Origin of the sequence: Clostridium sp. C8-1-8 (genome assembly GCF_009928445.1) — a bacterium.
Taxonomy (GTDB): domain Bacteria; phylum Bacillota; class Clostridia; order Clostridiales; family Clostridiaceae; genus Clostridium_AR.
Genome location: NZ_JAABNO010000023.1, coordinates 19,443 through 45,983, shown reverse-complemented (window position 1 = coordinate 45,983; position 26,541 = coordinate 19,443). Strand labels below are relative to the sequence as shown.

The window sequence follows — 26,541 nt, the reverse complement described above, 5'->3', positions numbered from 1 at the left end:
ACCGGACCTACTGGTCCTACTGGTCCTACTGGTCCTACCGGACCTACTGGTGCTACTGGTGTTACCGGACCTACTGGTCCTACTGGTCCTACTGGTCCTACCGGACCTACTGGTGCTACCGGACCTACTGGTCCTACTGGCCCTACTGGCCCTACTGGTCCTACTGGTCCTACTGGATCTACCGGACCTACTGGTGCTACTGGTGTTACTGGCGCTACTGGTCCTACCGGACCTACTGGTCCTACTGGCCCTACTGGTGCTACTGGTCCTACTGGCCCTACTGGTGCTACTGGTCCTACTGGTGCAGGTTTAAGTGCTTACGGATATTTCTATAACAATATAGGTGGTGTAGTAAACCCAGGTTCTCCTGTTCCTTTTAATGGCGCAGTACAAAACGGTTTTGGATTTACTCCTATATCAACCTTTGTAACTATAGTAACTCCTGGTTTGTATGAAGCTAGATTTATAGTTATAGCTTCAGACACAAACCTTGAAAGTATAGCCCTTAGGCTCAATGGAACTCAAATTGTGGATGTAAGTGTTTATAGCCACCCTACACCTACGAATCTAGTAATGGGTCAAGCAATAATTCCATTAGCAACTTCACAGACTGTAGAGTTAATAAACAACTCAGAAAATCCAATAATACTTTATTCTATAAATTCAGTATCAGCTTCACTAATTTTAAATAATCTTAGCACCTAATAAATGAAAAAAATTATATAAAATATTTTAGCCCAGATAAATTCTAACATTATCTGGGCCTTTTACCTTTATGAAACTGATTAATAATAAGGATAAAATTTTATTTAGCTCTAATAATATAATTATACAATGTGCAATACTTTATAGTTAGTATAGGTATATATTTAATATTATTTATCTGTTAATACGATTTTTTCTAAAAATCATACATACAAATAAAAGCAATGGTACAAGTATAGCCAGAACAAATGATATAGGAGCCCATAGGTTGCTTAAAAAACTTATATATACATTATGATCTCTTCCTTGATAGTAGGTTATGACAACTGAAACAAGGGTCAGCGGAATTAATATTAATAAATTATTTTTTGTCTTTGTAACTTGTTTGATAGTATACATAGAGCAATATAGCATTACAACAGATTGCACAAACAATCCCCATACAAAAAAACTAACCATAATTAGCTCATATCTAGGCAAATATTGAGTAAGTTCAGCACTTCTTACCTGCTGCATACATACAACTACAAATTGCTTCATAACATCAGCACCAAGAACTCCTGTTTCAAAAATCGGCCATATTATTACACTTGCTATCCCCAAAATTAGCCCCCAAAAGGTTATCTTATTCATAGACTTCTTATCTGATATCATTGGATATATTATAAATATCGATAATATTACCATTGATACATCTAAAAATATATATGGACTCGCCATGATATTTGCCAAAACACCTCTATCCATGATTGGTCTCAAGTTTTCTAATCTAAAATCGTTGATAGTGCCTGCAATCATTGTTATATTAATCAACATAGTCATTATAAAACCAAAAAACGAGAATCTTATTATAGGTTCAATACCAAGAAAAGCACCATAAGCACACAAGGCTATGTATACCGCGCATAGCACAATAAAAGGGGTTTGAGGAAGTAAATATTCCTTCAAATGCAAGGTTAACACATTACATGATACAGTGAATGATATAATGAAATACAGGCTAAGAACAACCCCTAAAAAAAAGGAAGTTCTTGGCCCTATAAGTTCTCTTGTAAACTCAACTATATTTTTTTCCATAAACCTTATGGCTATTACACTAGATAACATAACAAACAATGCTCCTATTATAAAACCTATAAGCATGGAAGTCCACGCGTCTGCTCCCATCTTTCGTACCACTATACCTGACGTTATACCTATAGCCTTTCCATACATAAGGTTTGGTATCAAGAAAAAATACTGCAACTTACTTATCTTTGCCTTCAATTTTTTGCCCACCTTCGCTAATTTTTTCATCTTGCATTGGAATCTGGAACAATGAACTAGATCTTATATCTACTTTAACTTCTACTTTTACTGGCACTTTTTTAAAGGTTTCGCCCCACTTATACTGTAAGTTTTTATTCCAAGCATTTTTATTTTGCATGTGTACTATTCTTCCAAATGCAACCACATCGCTATTAAAATCTGTCTGTAACTTTCGTAGAGCATCTTCAACATCACCCTTTATCTTTGCTTGAAGTAAGTTTTCAATTTCTTTCTTAAAAACTTCAGTTGATATATTTGATGGCCTATCTTGTTCTGCAATATTACCATCTGTAGAAATTTTTATATTTATTTGAGGAAGGTCATCAATAATCTTTGTTTTTATATCCGTATCTATGTTACCAAGCTCAACAGCAACTCTCTTATCATCTAGCAAAGGAGACGCTACTGATATAATTGAATTTCTTAATTTATGTCTAACAAAGTTAATGCCTCTTGTTTCATCTGGAGTTAAGAAACCAACAAGTTTATCATGCTTAAAAACTCCTGCTCCTGCCAGCTCCACCTGAGCATCAGTTTTTGATGCATTAGGCACCATGTTAAGCTGAGATATTATAACCTCTTGAGTATCACTCTTATAGTCTCTAAATACAGTTAACATATCCGACTTTACACTCTTTCCTGGAAGTTCATTATATTTATAGAGCCTAGCTAAAGCTAGCGCAGGTATACTTTCCATTCCTGTCTTGGCCTCAATATACTTTCTAGCATCTCCATTAACCACAGCCACCCAAGTTTTCATCCTTAATTCAACATTATGAGTAAAGAAGTCAATAATTGGGGTTATACCATCCTTAGCTAAATCTTCTCCAATTATTATAATATTATTATGTGCCCACATAATTCTTCTTGATGATATTTTGGCGACATTTCTTATAGCATCAAAAATAGTCTTTCCATCAGCTGTACCAACCCAAGTTGGTTCACTTCCTGACCCCTGATTACTGCTTCCTGCTTCATTAGGCTTCGCAACCTGAAGTGTTACTGAGAATTCACTATCTCCCTTTTTATCAATTCCAACTGCCATCACTAATCCTAGTTCATTTATCTCTCTCATATCCCAACAACCTTGGAATATTGATGTAAATATAACTATCTCTAAAAGTATACAAATACCTTTAATTTTCTTCATATGTTTCACCACTTTCCAAATACATAAAAATTCGCTTTATTATGGCTCTGGCTTATTTCCATCCTTAGCCTGCCTATCAGTATCTTGAGGTTTAAATAAAGGAGATCTGTCCTTCATACTCCAAAGTGGTGCTTTAAAGAGCATATCTTTCTTTCCTCTAGCTATAAAAGGATCTAAAGGTCCTAAAAACTGTACCCCAAAAGATTTCAGTGATAGTAAATGAAGGGTTATAAATATTCCTGCTCCTAAGAATCCTAGTATTCCAAACATACCAGTACAGAAAAGTATAAAAAATCTAGTTAGCCTTAAAGAATAAGATGTATTATATGCAGGAATTGCGAAAGAGCTTATAGCTGATCCAGCTACCAAAATCACAAGCAAAGGCCCAACAAGGCCAGCAGTTACAGCAGCCTCGCCTACTACTAGTGCTCCTACTATTCCAACCGCCTGCCCTATGGGCTTAGGCATACGTAGTCCCGCCTCTCTCATAAGCTCAAACATAAATTCCATAAAAAAAGCTTCCATAATAGATGGAAAAGGGACTCCTTCTCTGGAGGCAGCTATCTTCAGCGCAAGAGGAGTAGGAAGCATCTCTTGATGAAAAGATACTAGCATTACATATATAGACGACAGAGTCATTGATAAAAATAAGGCTATTACTCTAAGCCATCTCAAAAAAGTTGCCACTTGAAATCTTTCATAGTAATCTCCTGCTGCCTGAAAAAACTGCCAAAAAACAGTAGGAAGAATTAAAGTAACAGGACTATTATCCACTATAATTACTACTTTGCCCTCCAGTATTGAGGCGCAAGCCTTATCTGGCCTTTCTGTTATTTCAATTTGTGGAAAAATGGTATATGAAGATTCCTCAATCATTTCCTCAATATAAGCGCTATCAAGAACCGCATCAATATCAATCCTGCTTAACCTTTCATTGACTTCTTTTAATACTTCTTTATTCACCAAAGTATCTATGTAGGCCAAAACCACATCTGTCTTAGTTCTTTTGCCAACTTTTATAGAATCGAATCTAAGATCATAATCTCTAATTCTTCTTCTTATAAGTGCCGTATTTGATCTCAAATTTTCTATAAAACTATCCTTAGGACCTCTTAAGCTAGCTTCATTTATAGGCTCTGCTATACTTCTCATTTGAAACACGCGGGTCGATATAATCAATCCTTGATCCATAGTATCTATAAAAACTATAGTGTCTCCAGACAATAAACTATCTAAAAGTTTGTCAGGATCTCTTGATTTTTCAACTGATTTTGAAATAATACCTTTACTTATTAGTAGATCTAAAGCATTGCTATCCTGAGGATTTACGTACTCATTTTTTCTTGACATAAGAGGCCTAAGAAGAACATCTTCTATCTCTGGAGAACCAATAAGACCGTCTATATAAACTACAAAAGCCTTTTTCTCACCGAACATTGGTATGTAAAAATCTCTAAAGGTAACATCCCCACTATTACCAAGCTTACTTTTAATAAAACTTTTATTATTTTCCAGCTGTGTAGCTACTACTCTATTTTCCATATAAAGCCTCTCCTAATTTCATAACAATATAATAAAAATTAAAGCTTTTTATATTCTTAAATTGTTATATTTATATAAAGTTATAATTATAAATTTATATAAATATATAGTACTTAAGCAGGTTTGAGGGTTACTCTTGTTATGGCATATAAATATATATTTTTGTACTTTATGGCTTCCTTACTAAACATCAAAATCCTATATATACAAAGTACTTCTCAAAATATACAATTCTAATTATATCCAATAGAAAAGCTACTTATTCACCAGTAACTTTTCCAATAATTGCGAGTGATAAACCATTGATATTGCTAGGTCTAGATAACAAAAAAATTTACATTTTCCTTAACAATAAAAAAAGAAGCCTAAAAAATGGCTTCTTCAAAATATACTTTATTTCTTTTGATATTTAGCTTTTGGCTGATTATCTGTATGAGATGTATGTTCATGAACCACATCGGATTGAATTTCCATACTTATTCTCTCATCTACTTGTTTACTTTTATCTTTATTTTTTCTAGTAGCCATAATAGTCCTCCTTATAAAAAATTTTCTAAAGGGTCGTTCTTCAGTAATTTTTTGCACATCTGCCTTTCCAAATGTATATGAGGAAAATCTAGCAGACTAATAAGTTTAACACTATTATTATCCCACTATATATTATAGACATACTACTTCATAATTAAATCTATAAAAATAAAGCTTCGTAGACTCATGGAAAGCTTTATTTTGACCTGGTATACCTTAATTGCATTACTAAACTTCAGTGCTCTCGTCGTTTCCAACATTTGCTTCAACATCATACTCATCTAAGAATGAGTGCTTTACTCCATCTTTTTCCCAACCTATTATTGAATTCATATTAACATTTCTAGCTGCATTGAATATAGATTTTTCTACATCACTAAAGTCCTTCTTTATGTTTTCAATCATTTCTTTTATTTCATATCTCTTATTACCGATCTTCTTAGCCGCAACCATGCATGCACAGTTTAGAGGCCATATTCCAGCATTTTGAATAAATCTTTTTATATGTACCTCTTCAACATAATACAGTGGCCTTATAAGCTCTATGCCTTCAAAGTTATCTGATTTTAATTTAGGCAGCATTGTTTTAAAGTTTCCACCATAAAGCACATTAAGCATAGTAGTCTCAATAACATCATTATAATGATGTCCTAGAGCAAGCTTGTTACAGCCTAGTTCTTTAGCTCTGTTATAAAGCGCACCTCTTCTCATTCTTGCGCACATATAACACGGATAATCCTTTGCTATCTTATCAACTATATCAAAAATACCTGATTCAAAAATAGTAATTGGAATATTCAGGTGTTCGCAGTTACTTATAAGTAATTCCTTTACTTGAGGATGATATCCTGGATCCATTACTACAAATTCTAACTCAAAATTCATTTGACCATGTCTCTTTAGCTCTTGAAAAAGCTTGGCCATGAGCATTGAGTCTTTTCCGCCAGATATTGCTACAGCAATCTTATCTCCCTCTTCTATCATCTTATAGTCCTTAATTGCTCTTACAAACTTAGACCATATATGCTTCTTATAAGTCTTTCTTAGACTTGTTTCTATCTCATCAAGTGACTTTCTTTCATTAAATGGAACTACTATCTCGCATCCATTTCCAGCTATACCACTCATATGTTCACCTCGTTATAATATTTAGTAAAGAATATTATAACACCTTTTATGGTTACTTTTCCATAGCAGATTAGTTGGATAAGATTGACTTATAACTTACTTAATATTATAAAAGCCTTTATATATAAATTCCATCATATCCTCAACTTGTTCTTTGTTAGGGATATCTGGTAAATTCGTTTCTTTAGCCGCATAGTTAAAATCTTTTTCACATGAATTTACTATTTCAAATATTTGGTCGAAATTATATTTCTCATTTCTTATATCTAGGAATAAAGGAATATAATTTTCTAGTCTTGTTTTAATTCCATTTCCCTCTAGTATGTATCTTCCCGTAATTAAAAGTCTAACTAGATGCATAGCATGCTTATATAGCTTTACTTCTTCTTTTTTATTATTTCTATGATTTAACTTTTCATAACTTTTAACTATATTATTCATGTTAGAATATATTGCTGTAAAATCTCTTAATGGATATTTGCTTAAACATATGTCCATATATATATCTTTTTTGGGTGATTCATTAATGTATAAGTTTATATTTCCACTATCGAAAGTATGATACATTTGATTAAAGCTTATTAGCTGCTTATTTAGAGCATTTAGTAAATGTTTATTTTTCACAACTAAATCTAAGGAATTATTTGAGAGGGCGTTCTCTAATCTCCGCAATTGAGCAAGAGCATAATTTCCAAAGCTATTTATAACTCTTTTAGAAAGAAATAAATTTGAGTTATCGCGAATCATCTTACCATATGAGTTCATCATATAAATACATTCATCCTCAATTCCTAATAGTTCAAGTGCATGAGGATTAGCACTTAATGCTAGATTAATGTACTTTTTTAACCCATATATTACAGTATCACTGGTTCTATCTTCATATTGTTCAAAAGATCCAAGTTTAAAAAGCACCTCTTCATCCTCTATTAAAAAACCTCTAAGGTCAATATCGCTATTTTCTCCGTTAGTTCCATAACCATAAGAACCACTTACTACTAAATAAATAATATTATTTTTAAGTTTAAGATCATCCCTTAAGAAATCATATGCAGATGAATTTAATTTTTTTATTATTTTTTCATCCATTTTATTTCCTCTCTAACCATTTGATAAAAAATTTATTTAGCCTATCACTATCCTTATTACTTCCTTTTCTGTTGTCTTTCAAATACTGCTCACAATCTATGATAAGTGCTTCGGCATATGCTACTATAACTTCACTCCTTTGTATAAGCTCACTTTCATTACTTACTTTCTTTAAATCTAACAATCTATCAATCTCTTCCTTTTGCTGAATATCAAGCTTCATATTTTTATATAAAGGCTCAAACTCCATAGGAGGTATAGATTTATTATCCATAACCCAACAGCATGCAAATAAAGGTCTTAATATATAAAAGTATTTTTTCAATTTACTGTATTGCTCATTACTAACCTCATCAAGCTTTTTTCTTGCTATATGAAGATAGTGATATATAGTTAAGGTTTCATCAAAGTATTCATTGCAAAGCTCCATTATTTCTTTTTTAAAATCTTCTTTCTCTGTATAGACTATTGGTGAGTTAAGCCACTCAATTACTGTCGGATTAGATTTTCTTATGGCCTTCAATACCTTTTTTAAATCCCATCCATTTACATCGTAAACTTTATCCACCGGCAACTCTATGTAGTCTTTTCCTTCATCAATAGAAAGGTAGAACTCTTTACTGTTAATATATATAAATCTACAGTCATAGTCAGAATCTAGGGATTCAAAGCCCCAGCCCCTGCTTCCAGATTCAGCTGCATAAAGTATGTTAATACCATTATTCTTCTCGACTTCAGTTAATGTTTGTTTTATCTTTTCATACATATATTTATCCCTACTTTCATCAGTAACTATTAAATATAATAGCAGTTTTGCAAAAATATTAAAAGCTAACAAGACCTGTATACCTCTTTGCCAAAACTATCTTCACTTAAATTTTTGTGTTTGATAAAAGAAAAAAATCATGTATATTAGTTTTTCGTATACATGATTTTACATATTAACATTATTTAAATGCAGCATATATTATGTTCAACAAGTATTTTGCCCCAAATATTTCTTAAATCAGCTCACTTTTGATATCTTTCTAACTCTATTCACATAAGCTAATTGCTTTAAAGCAGTCAAATTATCCTCTAACTCTACTTCCGTATACCCATCCACTAATAAAGCAACTTCATTGTCAAACAAATCTAACAGCTCCGCAGCAATGAACCTATTGGTAAGTTCTAAAATAAGATCTTTCTTGTTGTCAGTATCAATCCTTATTAGACTTTGTAGCTTCTCCTCGGAACTGTGTTCTACACTTAGTTTTTCTTCCGAAAAGCTGTTTATCACAATATTATTTTTATTAAATGCAAGATCAACAATATCTCCATATACAGCCGAAGCTGTTGGAAGCATACCTGCTCCACTACCTTTAAAGACTAGTTCACCCACTGCATCTCCACTTAAAATCACAGAGTTAATCTCATTGTTAACTCTATAAAAATCCGACTCACTGTCAATTAGTACAGGCTTTACTGTTGCAAACACCCTATTTTCTTCTTTTTTACTATAGGACAATAATTTAATCTTACAATTAGCTTTCTTTGCATAAGCAAAGTCCTTACTATCAATTGACGTTATCCCCTCAACCTTTATGTCTTTCCAAAAAACTCTCTTTTTAAAAGCTAAGGTAGAAAGTATTGCGAGCTTTCTAGCAGCATCATATCCAAGCACATCTGCATCTGGATTGGCCTCAGCAAATCCCATATCCTGAGCCTCTTTAAGAGCCTCTTCATACTCTACTCCCTCCTCGTACATCTTTGATAGTATAAAGTTTGTTGTGCCATTTATTATACCTTTTATACTTTTTATATCATTACCTGACAAAGACTCAGTAAGAGGTTTTATAATAGGTATTCCTCCCGCCACAGAGGCTTCGAATTTCAATGAAACTCCTTTTTCTTTAGCTATTTGAAAAAGCTCTTCACCATACTCAGCTATTAGATCTTTATTGGCTGTAACAACATTCTTTCCAAGCATTAAAGCTCTTTTAACATAATCATACGCCGGATTTATTCCACCAATTACTTCAACAAGAATATCCCAATCCTTTGAAAACACCTCTTCACAATCATCAGTAATTATTTGATTAAGCTTTTTATTTTCATGCTTCTCCTTATGCTTTACTAAAATTGCCTCTACATCTATATTAAGTTTTTCATCTTTATCTCTATTTTTTTCAATTAACTCTATAAGCCCTGTTCCAACCACACCATATCCTAATAAAGCTATTCTTTTCATATATACCTCCACTTAATCTTCTCTTTACTGTATTTTTAAGGATCTCCTAAGCCAATTTTTATATAGCTTAACCCCATCTTCCTGCCAGCTTTCAATTATGTCATTATGAGGATCATCATTGACAAAATAATTCTTAGGAATATTTATAGAAAGGCCTTTTTTTAGATCTCTAAAATATTCATTTTTCAAAGTCTCCTTATGATATTCACAGTGCCCTAGTATATAGAGCGAATTATCATCAACTATAATGTACTCACCAACTTCGTCTGAATAAGCCAAGGTTGTCAAAGTATTATATTTTCTTATATCTTCACTTCTTAATCTAGTATGTCTTGAATGGGGGGCATAAAATTTGTCACTTATTCCATCTAGCAACAAGTTCTCATCTAGCTTTTTATGCTTAAATATCCCAAACACCTTTTCCTCACAAAGTTCTTTTCTTATTCCATAATAGTGATTAAGTGCTGCCTGAGCTCCCCAGCATATAAACACCGATTTTTTACCTTTTGATTTAATATAGTCCATAATTTGATTCAATTCATCTATATAGGATACCTGATTAAATTCTAATTTTTCTACTGGTGCTCCAGTAACTATTAAACAATCAATATCTTCTTTAAGTTCATCAAAAGCCTCATAGTTTTCCTCTAAATATTCATTAGAAACTGATTTAGATCTATGGGTTAGTAATCTTATAAAGCTAACCTCTAAATCCAGTTTAGTCCTTGATAATAGTTCCAAAAGCTGCTTTTCTGTGTCATATTTATTTGGCATTAGATTTAAAACGCCTATTTTAGGTAAGTTCTCATTAGCAACGTCTGCACAAATATTTGGGTTATATTTCATTAAGTCTAATCCAACTATCTTTTTACCACAATATATCGTCATGTCATCCTCCTAAAATAAAATACTGATTTTCTTACCTTCCTTGTTTTTTTGTTCATATGCCTTTTACGAATGTATGTGAAGATATTCTGGCAGGCACATAATCTTTTTTACTGTCTCCCCTAAACAGCTGTTCTAAGCTCTTGAAATTACTAGGTTTAGGTAGCAAAAAATTTTCACTTTGTTAAAAGCAAAAAAGACTACCTTTTATGGAGAAAATTCTCCATCGGTAGTCTTCTATCAAAAAATAATAATTACTAAAATCATCTTAATAATAATCATACATAAATCTGCTTTGATTGTATATGATCTTGCGCTTATAATAGAGAATCATAATAAAATGTTATTCCCCATGCTATAAAGCCTCTTCATTTATTTAAGTATAGTATATATCTCTATAGTAATAATTTTTATAAAAAAATAAAAGCTATTACTATAGAGATATAGAAATAGCTTTATACATCGCAATTAAATAATTCAAATGTGTTTAGCGTATCTGTTATCTCTCAGGAAAATCTCCTGCAGGATTTAGCACAATTCTAGCTAATGACTGCTAGCTGTTGCTAGGCTTCAAAGGGCCAGTCCCTCCACCATTCTTGATAAAAGACCTAAATATTCAATTATGTTTGCTATAATTATACAAGAAAAACTTATATGTTCAAATATCCAATTAGGATAATAGGAGCAAAATCAAACAGCATTACCGAGGATTTACTCCTATTATCTTCATTTTTTATTGCTTTACTCTTTTTTGCTTTTCATTGCTTAGTTATTATTCTTATTTGTTTTCTCTGTTTTATCTGCCTTTTCGCAACAATTATTTTTAGCTTTAAAACAATCCCTATCAGTATATTCTTCCATTACCTTCTCCATATTACCTGAAGCATAGTCATTTTCTATTATAAATGGAACGGATATAACAGCTATATTTCTTCTCTTAAGCAAAGTTGTTCTTAAGAACATTGCTGTTTGATTGTGTAGTATATTTCCCCACCACTTTTCAGCATTAAATTGAGGAATAACTACTGTTACCATATCCTTTTTAGATTGTCTAAAGTTGCCATTTTCTATAAATTCAACTAAAGGATTAACAACTTCTCTATAATCAACAGTTCTTATTACTAGTGGAATTCCCATTTCATACTTATCCCACTTTTCCTTAAGTCTTGCAGTCTCTTCTTCATCTGTAGAAGCATGGAAAGCAGTTATATCATCAGATAAACATTTTGCATAATTTATTGTTTTAATTACAGCTTCATTTAGTGATCCTACTGGCACTATAAATCTCTTAGCTGCATTACTATTAAATACTGGGAAGTAGTTATTATCTAAGCTAAGCTGTCTAGCAACCTTAGTATAGTGTTTCTTTATTCTTTTCATTCCAAGCATTACTGTAGGAATAAGTATTATAACAACCCATGCACCATGCTCAAATTTAACTATAGATATTACAATTAGTGTTATAAAAGTTATTGCAGCACCAAATCCATTTATAAAGGCCTTATGTCTCCATCCTGGAGCTTTTGTACGTACCCATCTCATTACCATTCCACTTTGTGATAAAGTAAAGGATATAAATACACCAATAGCATATAGAGGTAGCATCAAATGATTTTCACCTTTAAATATAATAACTAATATGGATGCTGAAACTGCAAGAAGTATTATACCATTAGAGTAGCTTAATCTATCTCCTCTTTTAGCAAACTGTCTTGGAGCAAATCCATCTCTAGCTATAAAAGAAAGCAGAAGAGGGAAATCTGAAAAAGCAGTATTTGCAGCCATTATAAGTATCAAAGTAGTAGCAAATTGCATAACAAAGAATAAAATACTATTTTGTCCAAAAACTTGTCCAGCAATTTGTGATATTACAGTTCTATCTCCACCTGCTGTTGTATGATATATAGTTGAAAGGTATGATACCCCACCAAATATTATAACAACTATAGCAAACAATAAGCTTAATACCCTTTTAGCATTCTTGGTTGCTGGAGCTTTAAAGTTTGCAACACCATCACTAACAGCTTCTATACCAGTAAGTGCTGTACATCCAGCTGCAAAAGCTCTTAAAAATAAGAAAAGAGTCATATCACCAGCAGTACTTGCCATTTGAGTTTTTACCGCTTCTGTTGGAACATATCCAAATATAAGATATTTTATAATTCCAACTCCTATCATTAGCAATGTTATAAATAAGAAGAAATATGTAGGTATACTAAATATCTTTGCTGAGTCTCTAATTCCTCTTAAGTTACCAACTGTCATGATAATTATTATAAGTATCGTTAATAGAACTCTAAATTCTAGTAACGAAGGAAAAGCTGAAGTAATAGCAGCAACACCAGCTGTAGAACTTACTGCAACAGTCAATATATAATCTGTTGTAAGTGATGCTCCAGCAAGTAAACTAGGCATAACCCCTAAATTCTCTCTGGAAACTATATATGATCCGCCACCACTTGGGTAACTATCAATAGTTTGTCTATAAGAAAAAATCAAAATGCATAGCAATGCAATGATCGCAAAAGTTACGTGTAACAAGTACTTATAGGACAGTATACCCATTACTGGAATAAGAACTATAAGTATTTCTTCACAAGCATAGGCTACTGAAGAGATTGCATCGGATGATAAGATCGGTAGTCCTCTAAAAATACTAAACTTTTCATGTTTAATCTGTGATGATTTTAAAGGCTCACCAATGACCTTTCTTTTTATCTTTTCCATAAAATATCCTCTCCCGAAATATTTCTAAATTATTAATGAAACAATTTTGTATTATAGCAGTGTGTGTGACAAGCTTCAAACTCATTAAATCGCTCTAAATTAATAAAAAATTAATATATATCAAGAAGAACTGATGCTATTTATTATAATTACCGATTTATAGTCGAAAACCTCTCAATTTAGCCAAATTTAACATCTGTCTTATTACTTTTTTAATTACTCCATACAAATAAATTAGATACTTTGAACGCATAATATTAAATATAAGAACTTTTAATTTTATTGTAAACATTTAACACAGCTGTATCACTTACTTACTTATTTTAATATAAAATGCTACCATCATTAACTAATGTATTTTTTTAGGTATTGTGTAATCTTACAAATTATATATATAAAAAACTTTTTTTAATATATAATTAAAAATAAACTATATTTTTATGGTTTAATTCAAGTTTTTAAAATATAAAAGCACTAATTTTATTGTATTTCACTATTTGTTAGTACTTGGAAACGAGGTGAATCTTATTGCTTATTTATTTAATACGTCATGGTCAAACAGAATGGAACCAAGCTTTTAGGTATCAAGGAAGCAAAGATGAAGAGTTAAATGCTGTAGGAATAGAACAATCTGAAGCTATAGCTGATTTACTAAAAGAATGTAATATAGGCAGAGTTTTTTCAAGTCCTTTGAAGAGAGCAATAAAAACGGCCTCTCCTTTGTCAAAAAAACTTAATATAAATACTGAAATAATAAATGAATTTAGGGAAATTAATCTTGGCCAATGGGAAGGCAAGACTTGGGAAGAAATTAGATCCGAGTACAAGGATTTCTTAGACATATGGTCAAAAGATATAGCAGCCACAGCACCGCCTGAAGGTGAGTCCTATATAGAACTTAAGGAAAGAGTATTTAAAGCTTTAAGTTCTCTCCTAGAGGATTGTAATTGCGATATAGCTCTAGTATCCCACGGAGCTGTAATAAAGGTAATTTTATGTACAATTCTTCAAATTCCACTTCAAAATAGAGCTGCACTTGATATACCAAATGGAAGTATAAGTATAGTAGATTATATACCTTCTAAACAATCTTTCAGGGTATTAGCAGTAAACTCTAACTTAAGCTGTATAAAGTAAAAAAGCTGTGCATAAATAAGTATATTTATTTTCCTTATTATGCACAGCTTTTATTATAAATTCAAAAGTATTTTATTAATCTCTTCACTTACATTTTTTCTTTCTTCGTACACCCATTCTTCATCAAAGTGAAGCTTAAAATTTCTCGAAAACGAATAATATAAATTTATCTTCTGATAATAATTTTCCAATTCTTTCAAATCATAAAATTTGAGTCCTGGTTTTGTTAACGTATCACTTTTAGCCACAAAATGCTCATCTATGTAACTTATAAAGGCCTTCATAATATCTTCATTGGATATATCTATAGGAATCCTCATAAGCTTCCATTGTTTTTCCTCTGTTATCTTGTAGCTTTTTATAGCATCCAGAATAACTAGATATTCACTAACATCCATTTTTCTATAGTAGCTAAGTTTTTCTTTTTTTGTACTCCACAAGGCCAGTTTTTCTCTTAAAGATAAACTCTTTATCTTTAAGATTTCTTCACTTGGTCCTAAAACAGCCTCCTCAATTGGCTGATCTTCCATAAGTAAGTTTTCTTCAATAAAGCCTTGATTGCTGCCGCTACAAGCAACAAATCCTTCTTCATATATTCCCTTTCTTCCAGCTCTGCCACCTATTTGCTTAACTTCTTGGCTTTTTAAAAATCTAACTTCATTGCCATCGAATTTTTTTATATCCATAAATACAATTCTTTTTATAGGAAGATTGACTCCCATACCTATGGCGTCTGTAGAAATAAGTATTTTGCTATTTCCACTTATGAAGCTCTCATACTGCTTTCTTCTAACTTCTGGTGGTAAATCCCCATATATCAGACTAGCCCTCATACCTAAAGCTGAGTAATGCATACCAAGCTCCAAAACTCTTTTCTTAGAGAAAACTACTAAAGCATCTCCTGGATTGATATCCTTTAACGTAAAAGCTTTTTCATCAACAATGAGAGGAATTTGTCTTTTATATTCTATAATTTCATATTCATCTTCGCAGTCTTCTAATATTTCCACTAGCAATTCCTTTGAATTTTTCGCACCGCAAACATGTATTTCCCTACACCTTAGGCCCAGCAATGCTCTTGTCCAAGCTGCACCTCTTTGATCGTCATCTATCATCTGAATCTCATCTATTATTGCAATTTCATAATCTTCATTTATATCAAGTTTTTCTATAGTACATGATATGTGCTTAGCATCCTCGTGAATTATCTCTTCCTCTCCAGTTATGAGATTACACTTAACGCCCTCTTTATTGAGCCTCTCATAATTCTCTAAAGCTAGTATTCTAAGCGGAGAAAGATATATTCCTTTATCGCACTGCTTTAATCTTTCCATAGAATTATATGTCTTTCCAGTATTCGTATCCCCAAGATGTAAAAATATCTTTCTTTTTATTGCTCTTGCTCTTCTATACTCATCCTTAGGATTTCTAGGAAATACTTCATCAAACTCCTTTGATATTATCTTAGGAATATGTTCAGCTATAAGAACACTTATAATACCTGAATTTACATAGCTCTCAAAATTGTTTCTTACTATAGAATAAAAATCAAAAGAAGAGTTATTCTTTCTGTTATAATCTTCAAGAAGTCTCTCGGAGATGTAATTCAATATTTCTACATACTGATCATAGACCTTATCATACTCTCTTATTTCTTCCTTTCTAAATTGATTAAGCTCTTTTAGCTTCTTTCTCACTGAAGCCTCGTGCTCCCATAAAGCATTTGTCTTAGTATGTCTTACTATTTCGTCAATTTGAGAAATTTGATTTTTTATTTTTCTAAAGTTTCTCTCATCTGCTCTTTTCATCTAAACTTACCCCTATAATTACGGCTGTTTCCGCCTATTTTAAACTGCTAAAAGAATTTAAGTTATATTTAATTTCACTACATTATTTTTACAGAGCCACTATTTATATATATTATAGCATTTCACTTTAAGATTGTATTCTTCTTATATGGTTACAAGATCAAACTTTAAGTTATGAGTTTTACTTGCAATAGATTTTGCAAGACTTTAACGGTGATTATAACTTAAACTTCGAGCCGTGAACCCTATATATATAATAACTCAACTATTAATTAATTCTAGTTGTCATAAATAATTTGTATATTACTATATAGTATTAACATACATTTTTAGTTTATATGTAGCTGTATTAAAATAATGTTGGTAAAAAAAGACTTATAAAGAAAATGTCCTTATAAGTCTTTCATCAATATTTCTATTCACACAAATATCTTCCCATTAGCACCCCAATCACAGAAGCCATAATAATTCCTATTGTCCAACCACTTAATTTCAACACTGACCTTAGTTACTCTTCTTCAAGTACCACACCGTCTGTATTCCCCTTATTGAGTAGTTTATTAACCTTTCTATATCTCTTACTTTTAAACACTATATCAAAGTCATAATCTTCCGGATAAAGCTCATCTTTGCTAATATATTTAGAAAGTCTTTTTTTACTTATCTTTATTTTCTTCTTCATTACCATTACACCGTATTCACCTTTAGAATTCTCTTCTTCACAGATTATTCCTGTCCTGTTCATAAAACTTATAAATACAGCATCTCCTATATCAAACAATGGTTTTTGCTTTTGCTTCTCTATATTTCTATTTATTTTATTGGATTCTTTTATCTTTACAACTTGTTCTGAATGTTTTGCTTTTTCATCTTTGTTATAACTTACTTCTATAGCCTTTCGCTCAAAGATAATATTTGTATAATCTTTACTTTCTTTATAAGTCACAGTGTGAGCTCTTTCAATTATTCTCGTATCCATTCCTAGCCTTAAAGCTATTAGAAAAGCGTTACTTTCCCCAGGCTTACCTATATTAAGTCTATATTTAGGTTTCAGCGTATTAATATCAAACTCCATGGATCCATTTATAAACCCTTCATGCTCCTTAGCAAAGTCTTTAATCTCATTATAGTGAGTTGTTGCACAAATTATAGCCCCCTTTTCATAAAGCCTCTCTAATACTGCCACAGCTATGCCCATGCCTTCTCCTGGATCGGTACCTGATCCAATCTCATCTAATATGACCAAGGTATATTTATCTGCCATATCCAAAATACCTATTATATTTTTTATATGGGACGAAAAAGTGCTCAAGCTTTGTTCTATACTCTGCCCATCTCCTACATCTGCTAGAATATCTCCTAGTATAGTAAACTCGCTATTCTTGCTAGCAGATACATGAAGTCCTGATTGTGCCATCATACTAAGCAGTCCAACGGTTTTGAGTGCTACAGTTTTTCCTCCAGTATTTGGTCCAGTTATTACAAGTCCTTTATAAGCTTCACCTATAGAAAAATCTAATGGTACAGCCTTACTTCCTAGTAACGGATGCCTACCATCCTTAATTTTTATAACATTATTATTGTTAAATACAGCCTCATTGCCATCTATTGATTTACTGTATTTTGCTTTAGCAAAAAGAAAATCATAATAGCTCATGCCTTCAATATTTAAGCTCAACTCTCTTTCATAAGAAGCTACAGTAGCAGTAAGTTCTGATAGTATTCTATATACTTCTTTTTCTTCTTCAAAACGCTCTTGTTCAAGTTCATCTTGATACTTCTTCACTTCTGCAGGCTCTATGAATACTGTGGACCCACTTTGAGATCTATCATGGATATTACCATCAAAAGTTCTCTTATGCTCACTCTTAATAGGAATAACATACCTTCCATTTCTTTGGCTTACCAGTGAATCTTGAATGTAATTCTTATATTTATCATTTCTCAAGATATTGTCTAATTTAGCTTTTATTCTTTCTTCTAAAATAAATATTTTTTTCCTTATCTTTTGAAGCTTACTACTAGCCCTATCATCAACCATACCTCTTGAAATTGATTTTTCTATCTCCATTTGTACCTCTTCCATCTCAAATAGTGATAGTGCGTAAGAGCTAACTGTTGGAGCTATTTGTTCCTTTGTCTTCATAAAGTTTTTAAGCCTTTTAATATCTTTTAAAAGGTTTCCCACAGATTCTAATTCCTCTGCTGAAAGTATCATGCCTTTAGACAACTTTTCTTTTATGATATCTACACCTTTTAAACTGTGTAAAGGAACACTTGAACTTCTGTTTACTATGCGCCTTGTTTCAGTTGTTTCCCTCATGTGCCTTCTTACAATGTTTATATCCATATACGGCTCTAGATCTTGAATTTTTTTCTTTCCTAATTCAGATAATGCAAATTCCTTCATCAATTCCTTTATTTTATTAAATTCTAATATTTCAACGGCTTTACTATTCAATTCTTATTCCTCCAATATTTTTAAAATTAATACATTGCTTCTTCTTTGAAACTATACTTTTCATAACAAAATCCATATTAAATTCCTCCTTAAGTTCTTACACAAGGAAACTGTAGTATTGCTAGGCCTAGCAAAAAAACTTTATGCTTTCTAGAAAATAAAAAAAGCTGTAAGTGAAACATAAGTTTCACTTACAGCTAAATTTGCATATATAGATGTATCACTTCATAATAAAATTAATATTTCCAGATTGAAGTGGTGCATCTTTGGATATATTTTTTTATATAGGTAGTATATTATATCTATTTCTCATCATAGATAGTAATTCACTTTCCCCATAGTCTATATACGCTTAATACTAACAAGTAAATAAGTTACTCTTTTTATAAACAAGTCGCTGAAGCGTTAACTGATTCAGTTAGCCTTTCCCAGACATTAAAAATAACTAATCCACTATCATCAACATAATTAAGCTTTTAACTGATATTTTAGAATATGCTCTACATATATGACTTAATCAAAATTATCTTGTATAGAATCTAAAAATAAATCAGTTATATCTAGACAAAAAAAGCCGTGCACAAGCACAGCTATATATCCTTATATAAGAATGCTGCTTATGATGTTTCACTAAGTCAGCCTAAAAATCGTACAACAAATAAACCTAAAAAATAGGCAACTTGAACAAAATTTAGACATTATTTAATTTACTTAGTTTGAAACCTCAGCATTCATAAAACATTCTCCTTGTATACTAAATTATTTTTATTATAACACTACTTTATTAAAAAATACAATATTAATAACTTAATTTTTTACAATTCTGGATGAGGAGTAGCTACCCCTGTTAGCATCACTATGTTATTAGAAATATGGCTAGTAGCTAGTCCAACTGGTAATATAAAAATACTTGCTAGTAATCCGATTACTATTTTTTCATATAACTTTTTCTTCAATTTAAACATCTCCTATTTTTAATAATAAAACTTATATATGCTTAAGTTATACAAATTATAGGTTCTCCAGAACCTGTCCTAAGTTTTTTAACAACCTCATGGCTTCATCATTATTTCCTTGCTTCATAGCTATTTCCACAAGTTTATATATAGCGTAGTCCTTTCCCTTACTTATATTGTTTTCTTCTAAAATAGATAAAAAATTATTTGTTACTTCTTCTAATTTCTCCAAATCATCTTTTTCTTCACAAACCTTAGTTAAGTGCTTGTATATTTCAAAAATAATAATAAACTGATTATTTTGCTCTGCTAGACTCATGGCAAGCTCAAATATCATTATACTTTCATCGTACAGTCCTTGTTTAAAAAACAGCTTTCCTTTTGAATCTAACACATTAGTAGCTATATCATCTTTATTATCTTTTACTTTAATTTTTTGAGCCTTATTTATATATTCTAGACTCTTTTCATACTGTTCTTTTTTATAGTAAAACTCTCCAATATTGTTGTAAATGGTAGCCCTTCTACATAAGTCATCTTCCTTAAGATTTATTAATATATCCTCATATTCAGCTACTGCATCATCTTCTTTACCACCCATAAGCATTGCATTAGCCTTAACTATTCTAGCATTATTGTCATCCATATTGTATTCTTTGATATCAGTTACCAGTACGTTATTATTTATTATTTCTATGCATTTATCGAAATCTTTTATATTGTAATAAGCTAATGCTAAGTTATAGCTAGCTCTGATGTAGTATAAGTTATTCTCCTGCTCTTTAGCATAGTCTATTGCGCGAAGCAAATGAAATACAGCTTCTTCATTTTCATTTCTTTCAATCTTACATACTCCTATGGCATTATAAAGATACGGCTGAAACTCCTGCTCATTAAGTTCTTTATACTTTCCTAAGGAATTACTAAAATTAATAAAAGCTTTCATAAAGTTGTTTTCTTTGAAATACAGACCACCATTTATTTTATAGAGCCTAGCTAAAACGTCATCTAATTCGTACTTTTTTCCTATTTCTATAAATTCCTCAACTTCATCATGATTATAAATATTGGAGGATATAACTTTCTCACAATAAAACTTTGCATCTTCCTTTGGAAACCTATAGAAGTATTCATCATCTAAATCAAGCTTCACTGATATCTTATTAGCTATAGCGTTAAACTTTTTAGCTAATATAGCTGAACTAGTTTTGCTTACCCTTCTCTTACCGCTTTCCATCATACTAATAAAAGCCCTAGTCATATTTGTATCTTCCAAATCAGCCTGGTTGATCCTAAATCTATGCCTCATAAATCTTATCTTATCGTTAGGGTTTAAGAAATCCAACTAAATCCCCTCCATCTTTACGTAATATCACCCTCAGTTATCATGTTTATAATAATTATATAACATTTTATTGTAACAATCACCATTTTTTATATATAAAAGTTAATTTTAACAATATTTTTGTGTCATTTTATAAATATTAGTATAACATTTATACATCTTCTTCTTTTCCTATCATTCCCATTTAAGTTTCTTATGAATACTTATCCACTACTTTATCTAGTGTATAATTTATTTGGAGATGAAACAAAAAGCCACTGAAGCAAATTTCTTCAGTGGCTTTTTCGTACCTATGTTATTTTCCAAATGTATACCAGAAAACTTCCATAGACAAATATATTTAGTATTTTATTTTTCTTCTCCATTTATAAGTCTTTTAATATTACCCTTATGTCTAAAGATTAAAAGTGCTGCAGCGCATACAGTACAAACAACTATAGGAGTTGAATAACCAAATAATATAGCTGCTATAACTAAAACAACTGAAAGAATCATAGACCTTATTGACACAATAGAGGTCAATAATTTTAGCAAGAAAAATACTACCCCTGCTGTTATTATTGCTTTTGGCGCTAAAAACAAAAACACACCTGCAGTAGTATTAACACCCTTTCCTCCTCTAAACTTCAAGAATACAGGGTAATTATGTCCAACTACAGCGGAAATACCGACAATAGCTAATAAAATATCTTTATTATAATCAATATTAATAATTCCATCTTTCAACAAATAACTTGTAATAGCTACTGGGAGTAATCCTTTAAGGATATCCACAACTTGAGTTGCAAGAGATATATAAGTTCCTCCAACTCTTCTAACATTGGTAGAGCCAGTTCCTCCACTTCCAACAGTTCTTATATCTATCCCCTTGATTTTCTTAATCAATATATATCCAGTAGGTATAGAACCTGCCAAATATGCTATTATGCTAAAAATAAAAGATACTCCAATGCTCATTAACTCATTTCCTTTCATTTGTACTTGCCCACAAATAGGCCAGATTTATTTAAGTATTATAATACCTAAATATTGTATAATACAATTATAAAATTCATCCACCTATAATATAATAAATGAAAATTCCTTATAAGAAAACATATTTTACTTAATTTTTAAAGATTTTTTGTGAATCTGCCTTTTCCAATCCATATTGAAAAAGAGTTCTTATGGAACATTTTTCACTTCCTTACTTTATATTAAAAAAACTTCTAAGCTCTTGAAGCCACTTGGTTTAGCTAAAAAAATTATATACCTTCACGGAAAGCAAAAAGTAATATCAGACCTAGTAATCATAATGATCTGTAGTCTGATATTACTTTATATTCATAGTACTATTATTAGCCTAATAAAATACACCTACTGTAGGCTATTGCTTAACCTCGGACCATATCTTATCAAATTCAGTTACATGATCACCTATATCCTTTAGGTACTCACCCTTCTTAAGATCAGTATCTGAAGGGTAAACAGCTTTATCCTTCATTATTTCGTCTCCTATATATGGATAAGCAGCTGTATTAGGATTTCCATAAGGGAAATACTGAGATATTTCAGCACTTATTTCAGGTTCCATGATAAAATTAATAAACTGCTCAGCGGCCTTTACATTTTTCGCTCCCTTAGGTATAACAAAGTTATCCTGTTGTAAGAAAAGCCCTTCCTTTGGTATAACATATTTGACATTAGGATTATCTCTTCTAGCTAGACTTGCTTCTGCTCCCCAAGCAAATATAGCTTTTGATTCCCCATTTATCAAGCTAGTTTTTGGACTATCACTGTCATAAGACTTAATATTAGGCTGAAGTTTTTTAAGCTCTTCCTTAGCTTTATTTAGAGCCTCAGGGCTTGTTTCATTTAATGAATAACCTAATCTTTTCAAGGTCATACCAATGATAACTCTCTCATCATCTAAAACTGTTAGAGATCCTTTAAACTCTGGTTTCCATAAATCTGCATAACTAGTTATGCTTCCTTCCGAAACCTTTGAGCTGTCATAAGCAATTATTCCAGCTAGCCACATATAAGGAACACTGTATTTGTTTCCTTCATCAAAAGGCAGATTTAAGAACTGACTGCCAATATTCTTCATATTAGGTAAGTTAGCTGTATTCATTGGTTCAATAAGCTGTTGCTTCTTTAATATCTCCACCATAAAGTCACTAGCCACGGCTATATCATACTGCCCACCGCCAGCCATAAGCTTTGCAAGCATTTCTTCATTAGATGAGAAAGTACTATAATTTACTTTTATATTGTAGGTTTGCTCAAACTTATCGATAACAGATTGAGGCAAATACTCTGACCAGTTAAATACATTAAGTATTTGCTTTGGAGCTTCATTAGCCTTAGCAAAAGCCCACACCCCATAACCGGAACCTCCAACCAATACAAAAATAGCGGTAAGTATAGTCCCAACTTTTTTCATGCTCAAATTTACATTTCTCATAATTACAGAAAGTATTATTATTACAACTGTAAAAACTAATATAATAGTGGACAGTGCATTTATTTCAGGAGTTACACCAAACTTAACCATAGAGAATATCTTTAGAGGTAAAGTTACACTTCCTGGCCCAGCTACAAAGAAACTTATGATAACATCATCCAGTGACAATGTAAAAGCTAAAAGTCCCCCAGCTATAACTCCAGGCATTATTATAGGTAGTGTCACATAAAAGAAAGTTTTTAAAGCGCTTGCTCCTAAATCCATAGCAGCTTCTTCTACGGATTTGTCAAAGCCATCTAGTCTTGTCTTCACTACAGCAACTACATAAGCTACACTAAAAGTAACATGAGCTATTATAAGGGTTAGTTTTCCTAAGTCCATCTTTACTATAGAGAAGAAGGCAAGTAGAGAAATACCCATAACTATCTCTGGAATAACTAGAGGTATATATAAAACTGTATCTAGAAACTTTTTCCCTCTGAACTCATATCTATATAATCCTACTGCAGCTAGGGTTCCAATTATTACAGATATTAACGTACTTACTATTGCTATTATAAAGGAGTTCTTAACTGCCTCTAAGATACCTACATTGTGTATCAAACTTTGATACCACTTAAAGGTAAATCCAGTCCAAACAACATTAAGCTTCGATGAATTGAAGGAAAATGCTATTAAAACCATTATAGGCACATACAGAAACATATACATTAAAAAGGCATAAGACACCTTTAATACATTACCTTTTTTCTTTTTCATAATTATAGCACCTCCCTTTTATCTACCTTGCCACCGAGCTTTGTATAGAAGGCTATAATTATAATCATTATAACTATAAGAACTACAGAAATTGCAGCTCCAAAAGGCCAATTTCTCGCTGTCAAAAATTGATTTTTAATAAGGTTACTCATAAGAACCACTTTACTTCCACCCATTAAGTCAGTAATAAAAAACAATCCTAAAGTCGGAACAAAAACCAGCAAAGAGCCTGAAAGCACTCCACCTTTAGTTAATGGCAAGGTTACTTTTAGAAACTTGTTTATAGGTCCAGCACCCAAATCATCCGCTGCCTCAAGCACCCTAATATCCAACTTTTCTATAGAAGAATACAATGGCAACACCATAAATGGAAACATCATATAAAGCATTCCAATTATCACGGCAGTATTGTTGTACATAAGATGAAGAGGCGTACTTATTAGCTTCATATCTAGTAGCAACGTATTTATAATCCCCTCTGTACGAAGTAAAATGATCATAGCATAAGTTCTAACTAAAGAGTTTGTCCAAAACGGAAGTACTATAAGAAGCAAAAGTATTGGCTTTAATTTCTTGTTAGCTCTTGCTATTATAAATGCAAAAGGATATCCAAATACTAAGCAGGTTACAGTAGTTAGTATTGCGATAAGTAAAGACTTAAAAAATATTGTTACATAAAGAGGGTTTGCAAGCTTTGTGTAATTACTTGGAGTAAAAGCATAAACTATATCTCCAACCTCTCCTCTAGTACAAAAACTTACTACAACTATAAGTACCAATGGAATTAAGAAAAAACCTAACATCCATAAAGCTACTGGTGCTGTAGTTATTATTCCTCCTAAAAGGTTACTTTTCGAAAATTTCTTTTTCATTTTCTTCACCTCTTTATGCCTTCATAACAACAGTGTTTTTAGGATTCCAAGTCACAAAAATATCTTTCTTTGGATCTTCAAACTTAAAGTCATATCCTATTTGTTCACTTACAACAATCTCTTTACCATTTTTTAAAGTCATTATAGTTCTAACACTTGATCCTATGTATATTCTCTCTTTAAATTTACATTGAAGCCATACGTCACTATCTTCAGGCTTATTCTTTATCTTTATTCTCTCTGGTCTTACTGAAACTGTAAACTTCTCTCCTAAAGAATAATCCCTATTAGGAATTCTTATTATATCCTCTTCCTTTTCTAAGTTAAGAAGAACTTCTGTCTCCTTAATCTTAATAGCTTCGCCATCCAAAAGATTAGTTTCTCCTAAGAAGTCAGCAACAAATCTCGTCTTTGGAGTTTCGTACAATTCTTCTGGAGTTCCTATCTGTTCTATGTTTCCTTTATTCATGACCACTATTCTGTCAGACATAGTCAATGCTTCTTCTTGATCATGAGTAACAAATATAAAAGTTATACCAAGCTGCTTCTGAAGATGCTTAAGTTCCAATTGCATCTGCTTTCTAAGCTTTAAATCCAATGCGCCTAGCGGTTCATCTAAGAGTAATACCTTAGGGTTATTTATAACAGCCCTAGCTATAGCTACACGCTGCATCTGTCCACCACTTAATTGCGAAGGCATTCTATTTTCAAAACCTTCTAGTTGGACCATTACTAGCATTTCTTCTACTTTACTCTTAATTTCACTTTTAGGCACTTTTTTCATTTTCAACCCAAAGGCTATATTATCAAAAATATTCATATGTGGAAATAATGCATAATTTTGAAATACAGTATTTACACATCTTTCATGCGGAGATTTATTAGTCATATTATCTCCATCAATGGTAATATCACCGTGAGTTGGCGACTCAAAACCAGCAATCATTCTAAGTGTAGTCGTCTTACCGCATCCACTTGGACCAAGTAGAGTTAGAAACTCTCCTTTTCTAATATCAAGGTTCAAATCACTTATAACATTTTCACCTCGATCAAAGCTCTTACTAACATTTGACAATTGAAGAAAAACATCCTCTGTCACACCTTAACAACTCCTTCTTTTTTAATTTACAAGTTTAAGAAAAAAGAAAAACCCCTTAATGGCATCATTGCACCAAAAAAGAAGTTTTATTTAATACGCGATGGAATAAACAAACAAATATTTATTCATCAGTAGTTATAATTATTCATAACTGGATAGATTTATAACTGTAGAAAAATATAGCATATTACAGTGCAAATATCAATAACAAATTCTTGATTTCGTCTGTATTTTTAATATTTTTTTTCAAATTTATAATATAAACTAAAAATCATTGTTTCTGATACTGTTTTCTAAGATAATTTTATAAATTTACAATATAATTGTATATTTTTTCACAAAGCCAAGTATAGATCGAAAACTTTC

Annotated in this window: 20 protein-coding genes and 1 riboswitch; of the genes, 2 read left to right on the top strand and 18 right to left on the bottom strand. The window is 31.6% G+C overall.

The window, feature by feature from the left end; translation table 11 throughout:
- Positions 1–705, top strand: a 705-nt coding sequence (locus GXK57_RS26380; protein ID WP_202127751.1) for a hypothetical protein, incomplete at its 5' end; no start/stop codon positions are given.
- Positions 706–879: 174 nt separating this feature from the next.
- Here the strand turns inward: GXK57_RS26380 and GXK57_RS19400 are convergent.
- From GXK57_RS19400 to GXK57_RS19360, 10 genes are all read right to left on the bottom strand, one after another.
- The gene (locus GXK57_RS19400; protein WP_160679515.1) at positions 880–1,971 is read right to left on the bottom strand and encodes an endospore germination permease; all 1,092 of its coding nucleotides are present in this window, start codon (positions 1,969–1,971) and stop codon (positions 880–882) included.
- On the bottom strand, positions 1,952–3,163 hold the full coding sequence (locus GXK57_RS19395) for a Ger(x)C family spore germination protein (RefSeq protein ID WP_160679514.1): 1,212 nt from the start codon (positions 3,161–3,163) through the stop codon (positions 1,952–1,954). Before GXK57_RS19395 ends, GXK57_RS19400 begins: the two co-directional genes overlap by 20 nt.
- A 39-nt stretch (positions 3,164–3,202) precedes the next feature.
- Positions 3,203–4,705, bottom strand: coding sequence for a spore germination protein (locus GXK57_RS19390; RefSeq protein ID WP_160679513.1), 1,503 nt, complete (start codon positions 4,703–4,705; stop codon positions 3,203–3,205).
- Between the two features lie 393 nt (positions 4,706–5,098).
- Positions 5,099–5,233: a hypothetical protein gene (locus GXK57_RS26925; RefSeq protein ID WP_275051635.1), complete on the bottom strand. Its 135-nt coding sequence runs from the start codon at positions 5,231–5,233 to the stop codon at positions 5,099–5,101.
- 228 nt (positions 5,234–5,461) lie between these two features.
- Complete coding sequence (locus tag GXK57_RS19385) at positions 5,462–6,361, bottom strand: ATP-binding protein (protein WP_160679512.1); 900 nt, start codon at positions 6,359–6,361, stop codon at positions 5,462–5,464.
- Between the two features lie 96 nt (positions 6,362–6,457).
- Positions 6,458–7,450: a nucleotidyltransferase domain-containing protein gene (locus GXK57_RS19380; RefSeq protein WP_160679511.1), complete on the bottom strand. Its 993-nt coding sequence runs from the start codon at positions 7,448–7,450 to the stop codon at positions 6,458–6,460.
- 1 nt (position 7,451) lies between these two features.
- On the bottom strand, positions 7,452–8,288 hold the full coding sequence (locus GXK57_RS19375; protein WP_207710238.1) for a nucleotidyltransferase domain-containing protein: 837 nt from the start codon (positions 8,286–8,288) through the stop codon (positions 7,452–7,454).
- 168 nt (positions 8,289–8,456) lie between these two features.
- Entirely contained in the window at positions 8,457–9,680 is a 1,224-nt protein-coding gene (locus GXK57_RS19370) for a homoserine dehydrogenase (protein WP_160679509.1), read from the bottom strand.
- Positions 9,681–9,704: 24 nt separating this feature from the next.
- The gene (locus tag GXK57_RS19365; protein ID WP_160679508.1) at positions 9,705–10,568 is read right to left on the bottom strand and encodes a homoserine O-succinyltransferase; all 864 of its coding nucleotides are present in this window, start codon (positions 10,566–10,568) and stop codon (positions 9,705–9,707) included.
- A 493-nt stretch (positions 10,569–11,061) separates the two neighbouring features.
- A riboswitch (SAM riboswitch) is annotated at positions 11,062–11,171 on the bottom strand.
- 159 nt (positions 11,172–11,330) lie between these two features.
- Complete coding sequence (locus GXK57_RS19360) at positions 11,331–13,292, bottom strand: APC family permease (protein ID WP_160679506.1); 1,962 nt, start codon at positions 13,290–13,292, stop codon at positions 11,331–11,333.
- A 528-nt stretch (positions 13,293–13,820) separates the two neighbouring features.
- On the opposite strand from GXK57_RS19360, the gene cobC reads away from it, so the two are divergent.
- Complete coding sequence (gene cobC, locus GXK57_RS19355) at positions 13,821–14,429, top strand: alpha-ribazole phosphatase (protein ID WP_160679504.1); 609 nt, start codon at positions 13,821–13,823, stop codon at positions 14,427–14,429.
- A 53-nt stretch (positions 14,430–14,482) separates the two neighbouring features.
- On the opposite strand, the gene GXK57_RS19350 is transcribed toward cobC, so the two are convergent.
- From GXK57_RS19350 to potA, 8 genes are all read right to left on the bottom strand, one after another.
- Positions 14,483–16,237 (bottom strand): helicase-related protein, encoded by a 1,755-nt coding sequence (locus GXK57_RS19350; protein ID WP_160679502.1) that lies wholly within the window; start codon positions 16,235–16,237, stop codon positions 14,483–14,485.
- Positions 16,238–16,745: 508 nt separating this feature from the next.
- Positions 16,746–18,698, bottom strand: coding sequence for an endonuclease MutS2 (locus GXK57_RS19345; protein WP_160679500.1), 1,953 nt, complete (start codon positions 18,696–18,698; stop codon positions 16,746–16,748).
- Between the two features lie 815 nt (positions 18,699–19,513).
- Positions 19,514–19,654: a hypothetical protein gene (locus GXK57_RS19340; protein ID WP_160679498.1), complete on the bottom strand. Its 141-nt coding sequence runs from the start codon at positions 19,652–19,654 to the stop codon at positions 19,514–19,516.
- A 55-nt stretch (positions 19,655–19,709) separates the two neighbouring features.
- Positions 19,710–20,999, bottom strand: a complete 1,290-nt coding sequence (locus GXK57_RS19335; RefSeq protein ID WP_160679496.1) for a tetratricopeptide repeat protein — start codon at positions 20,997–20,999, stop codon at positions 19,710–19,712.
- 348 nt (positions 21,000–21,347) lie between these two features.
- Positions 21,348–21,974, bottom strand: coding sequence for a glycerol-3-phosphate 1-O-acyltransferase PlsY (gene plsY / locus GXK57_RS19330; protein ID WP_243156474.1), 627 nt, complete (start codon positions 21,972–21,974; stop codon positions 21,348–21,350).
- Between the two features lie 391 nt (positions 21,975–22,365).
- Positions 22,366–24,204, bottom strand: coding sequence for an extracellular solute-binding protein (locus GXK57_RS19325; RefSeq protein ID WP_160679494.1), 1,839 nt, complete (start codon positions 24,202–24,204; stop codon positions 22,366–22,368).
- Positions 24,205–24,206: 2 nt separating this feature from the next.
- Complete coding sequence (locus GXK57_RS19320) at positions 24,207–25,076, bottom strand: ABC transporter permease subunit (RefSeq protein WP_160679492.1); 870 nt, start codon at positions 25,074–25,076, stop codon at positions 24,207–24,209.
- A 13-nt stretch (positions 25,077–25,089) separates the two neighbouring features.
- Complete coding sequence (potA, locus tag GXK57_RS19315) at positions 25,090–26,175, bottom strand: polyamine ABC transporter ATP-binding protein (protein ID WP_160679490.1); 1,086 nt, start codon at positions 26,173–26,175, stop codon at positions 25,090–25,092.
- Positions 26,176–26,541: the final 366 nt, after the last annotated feature.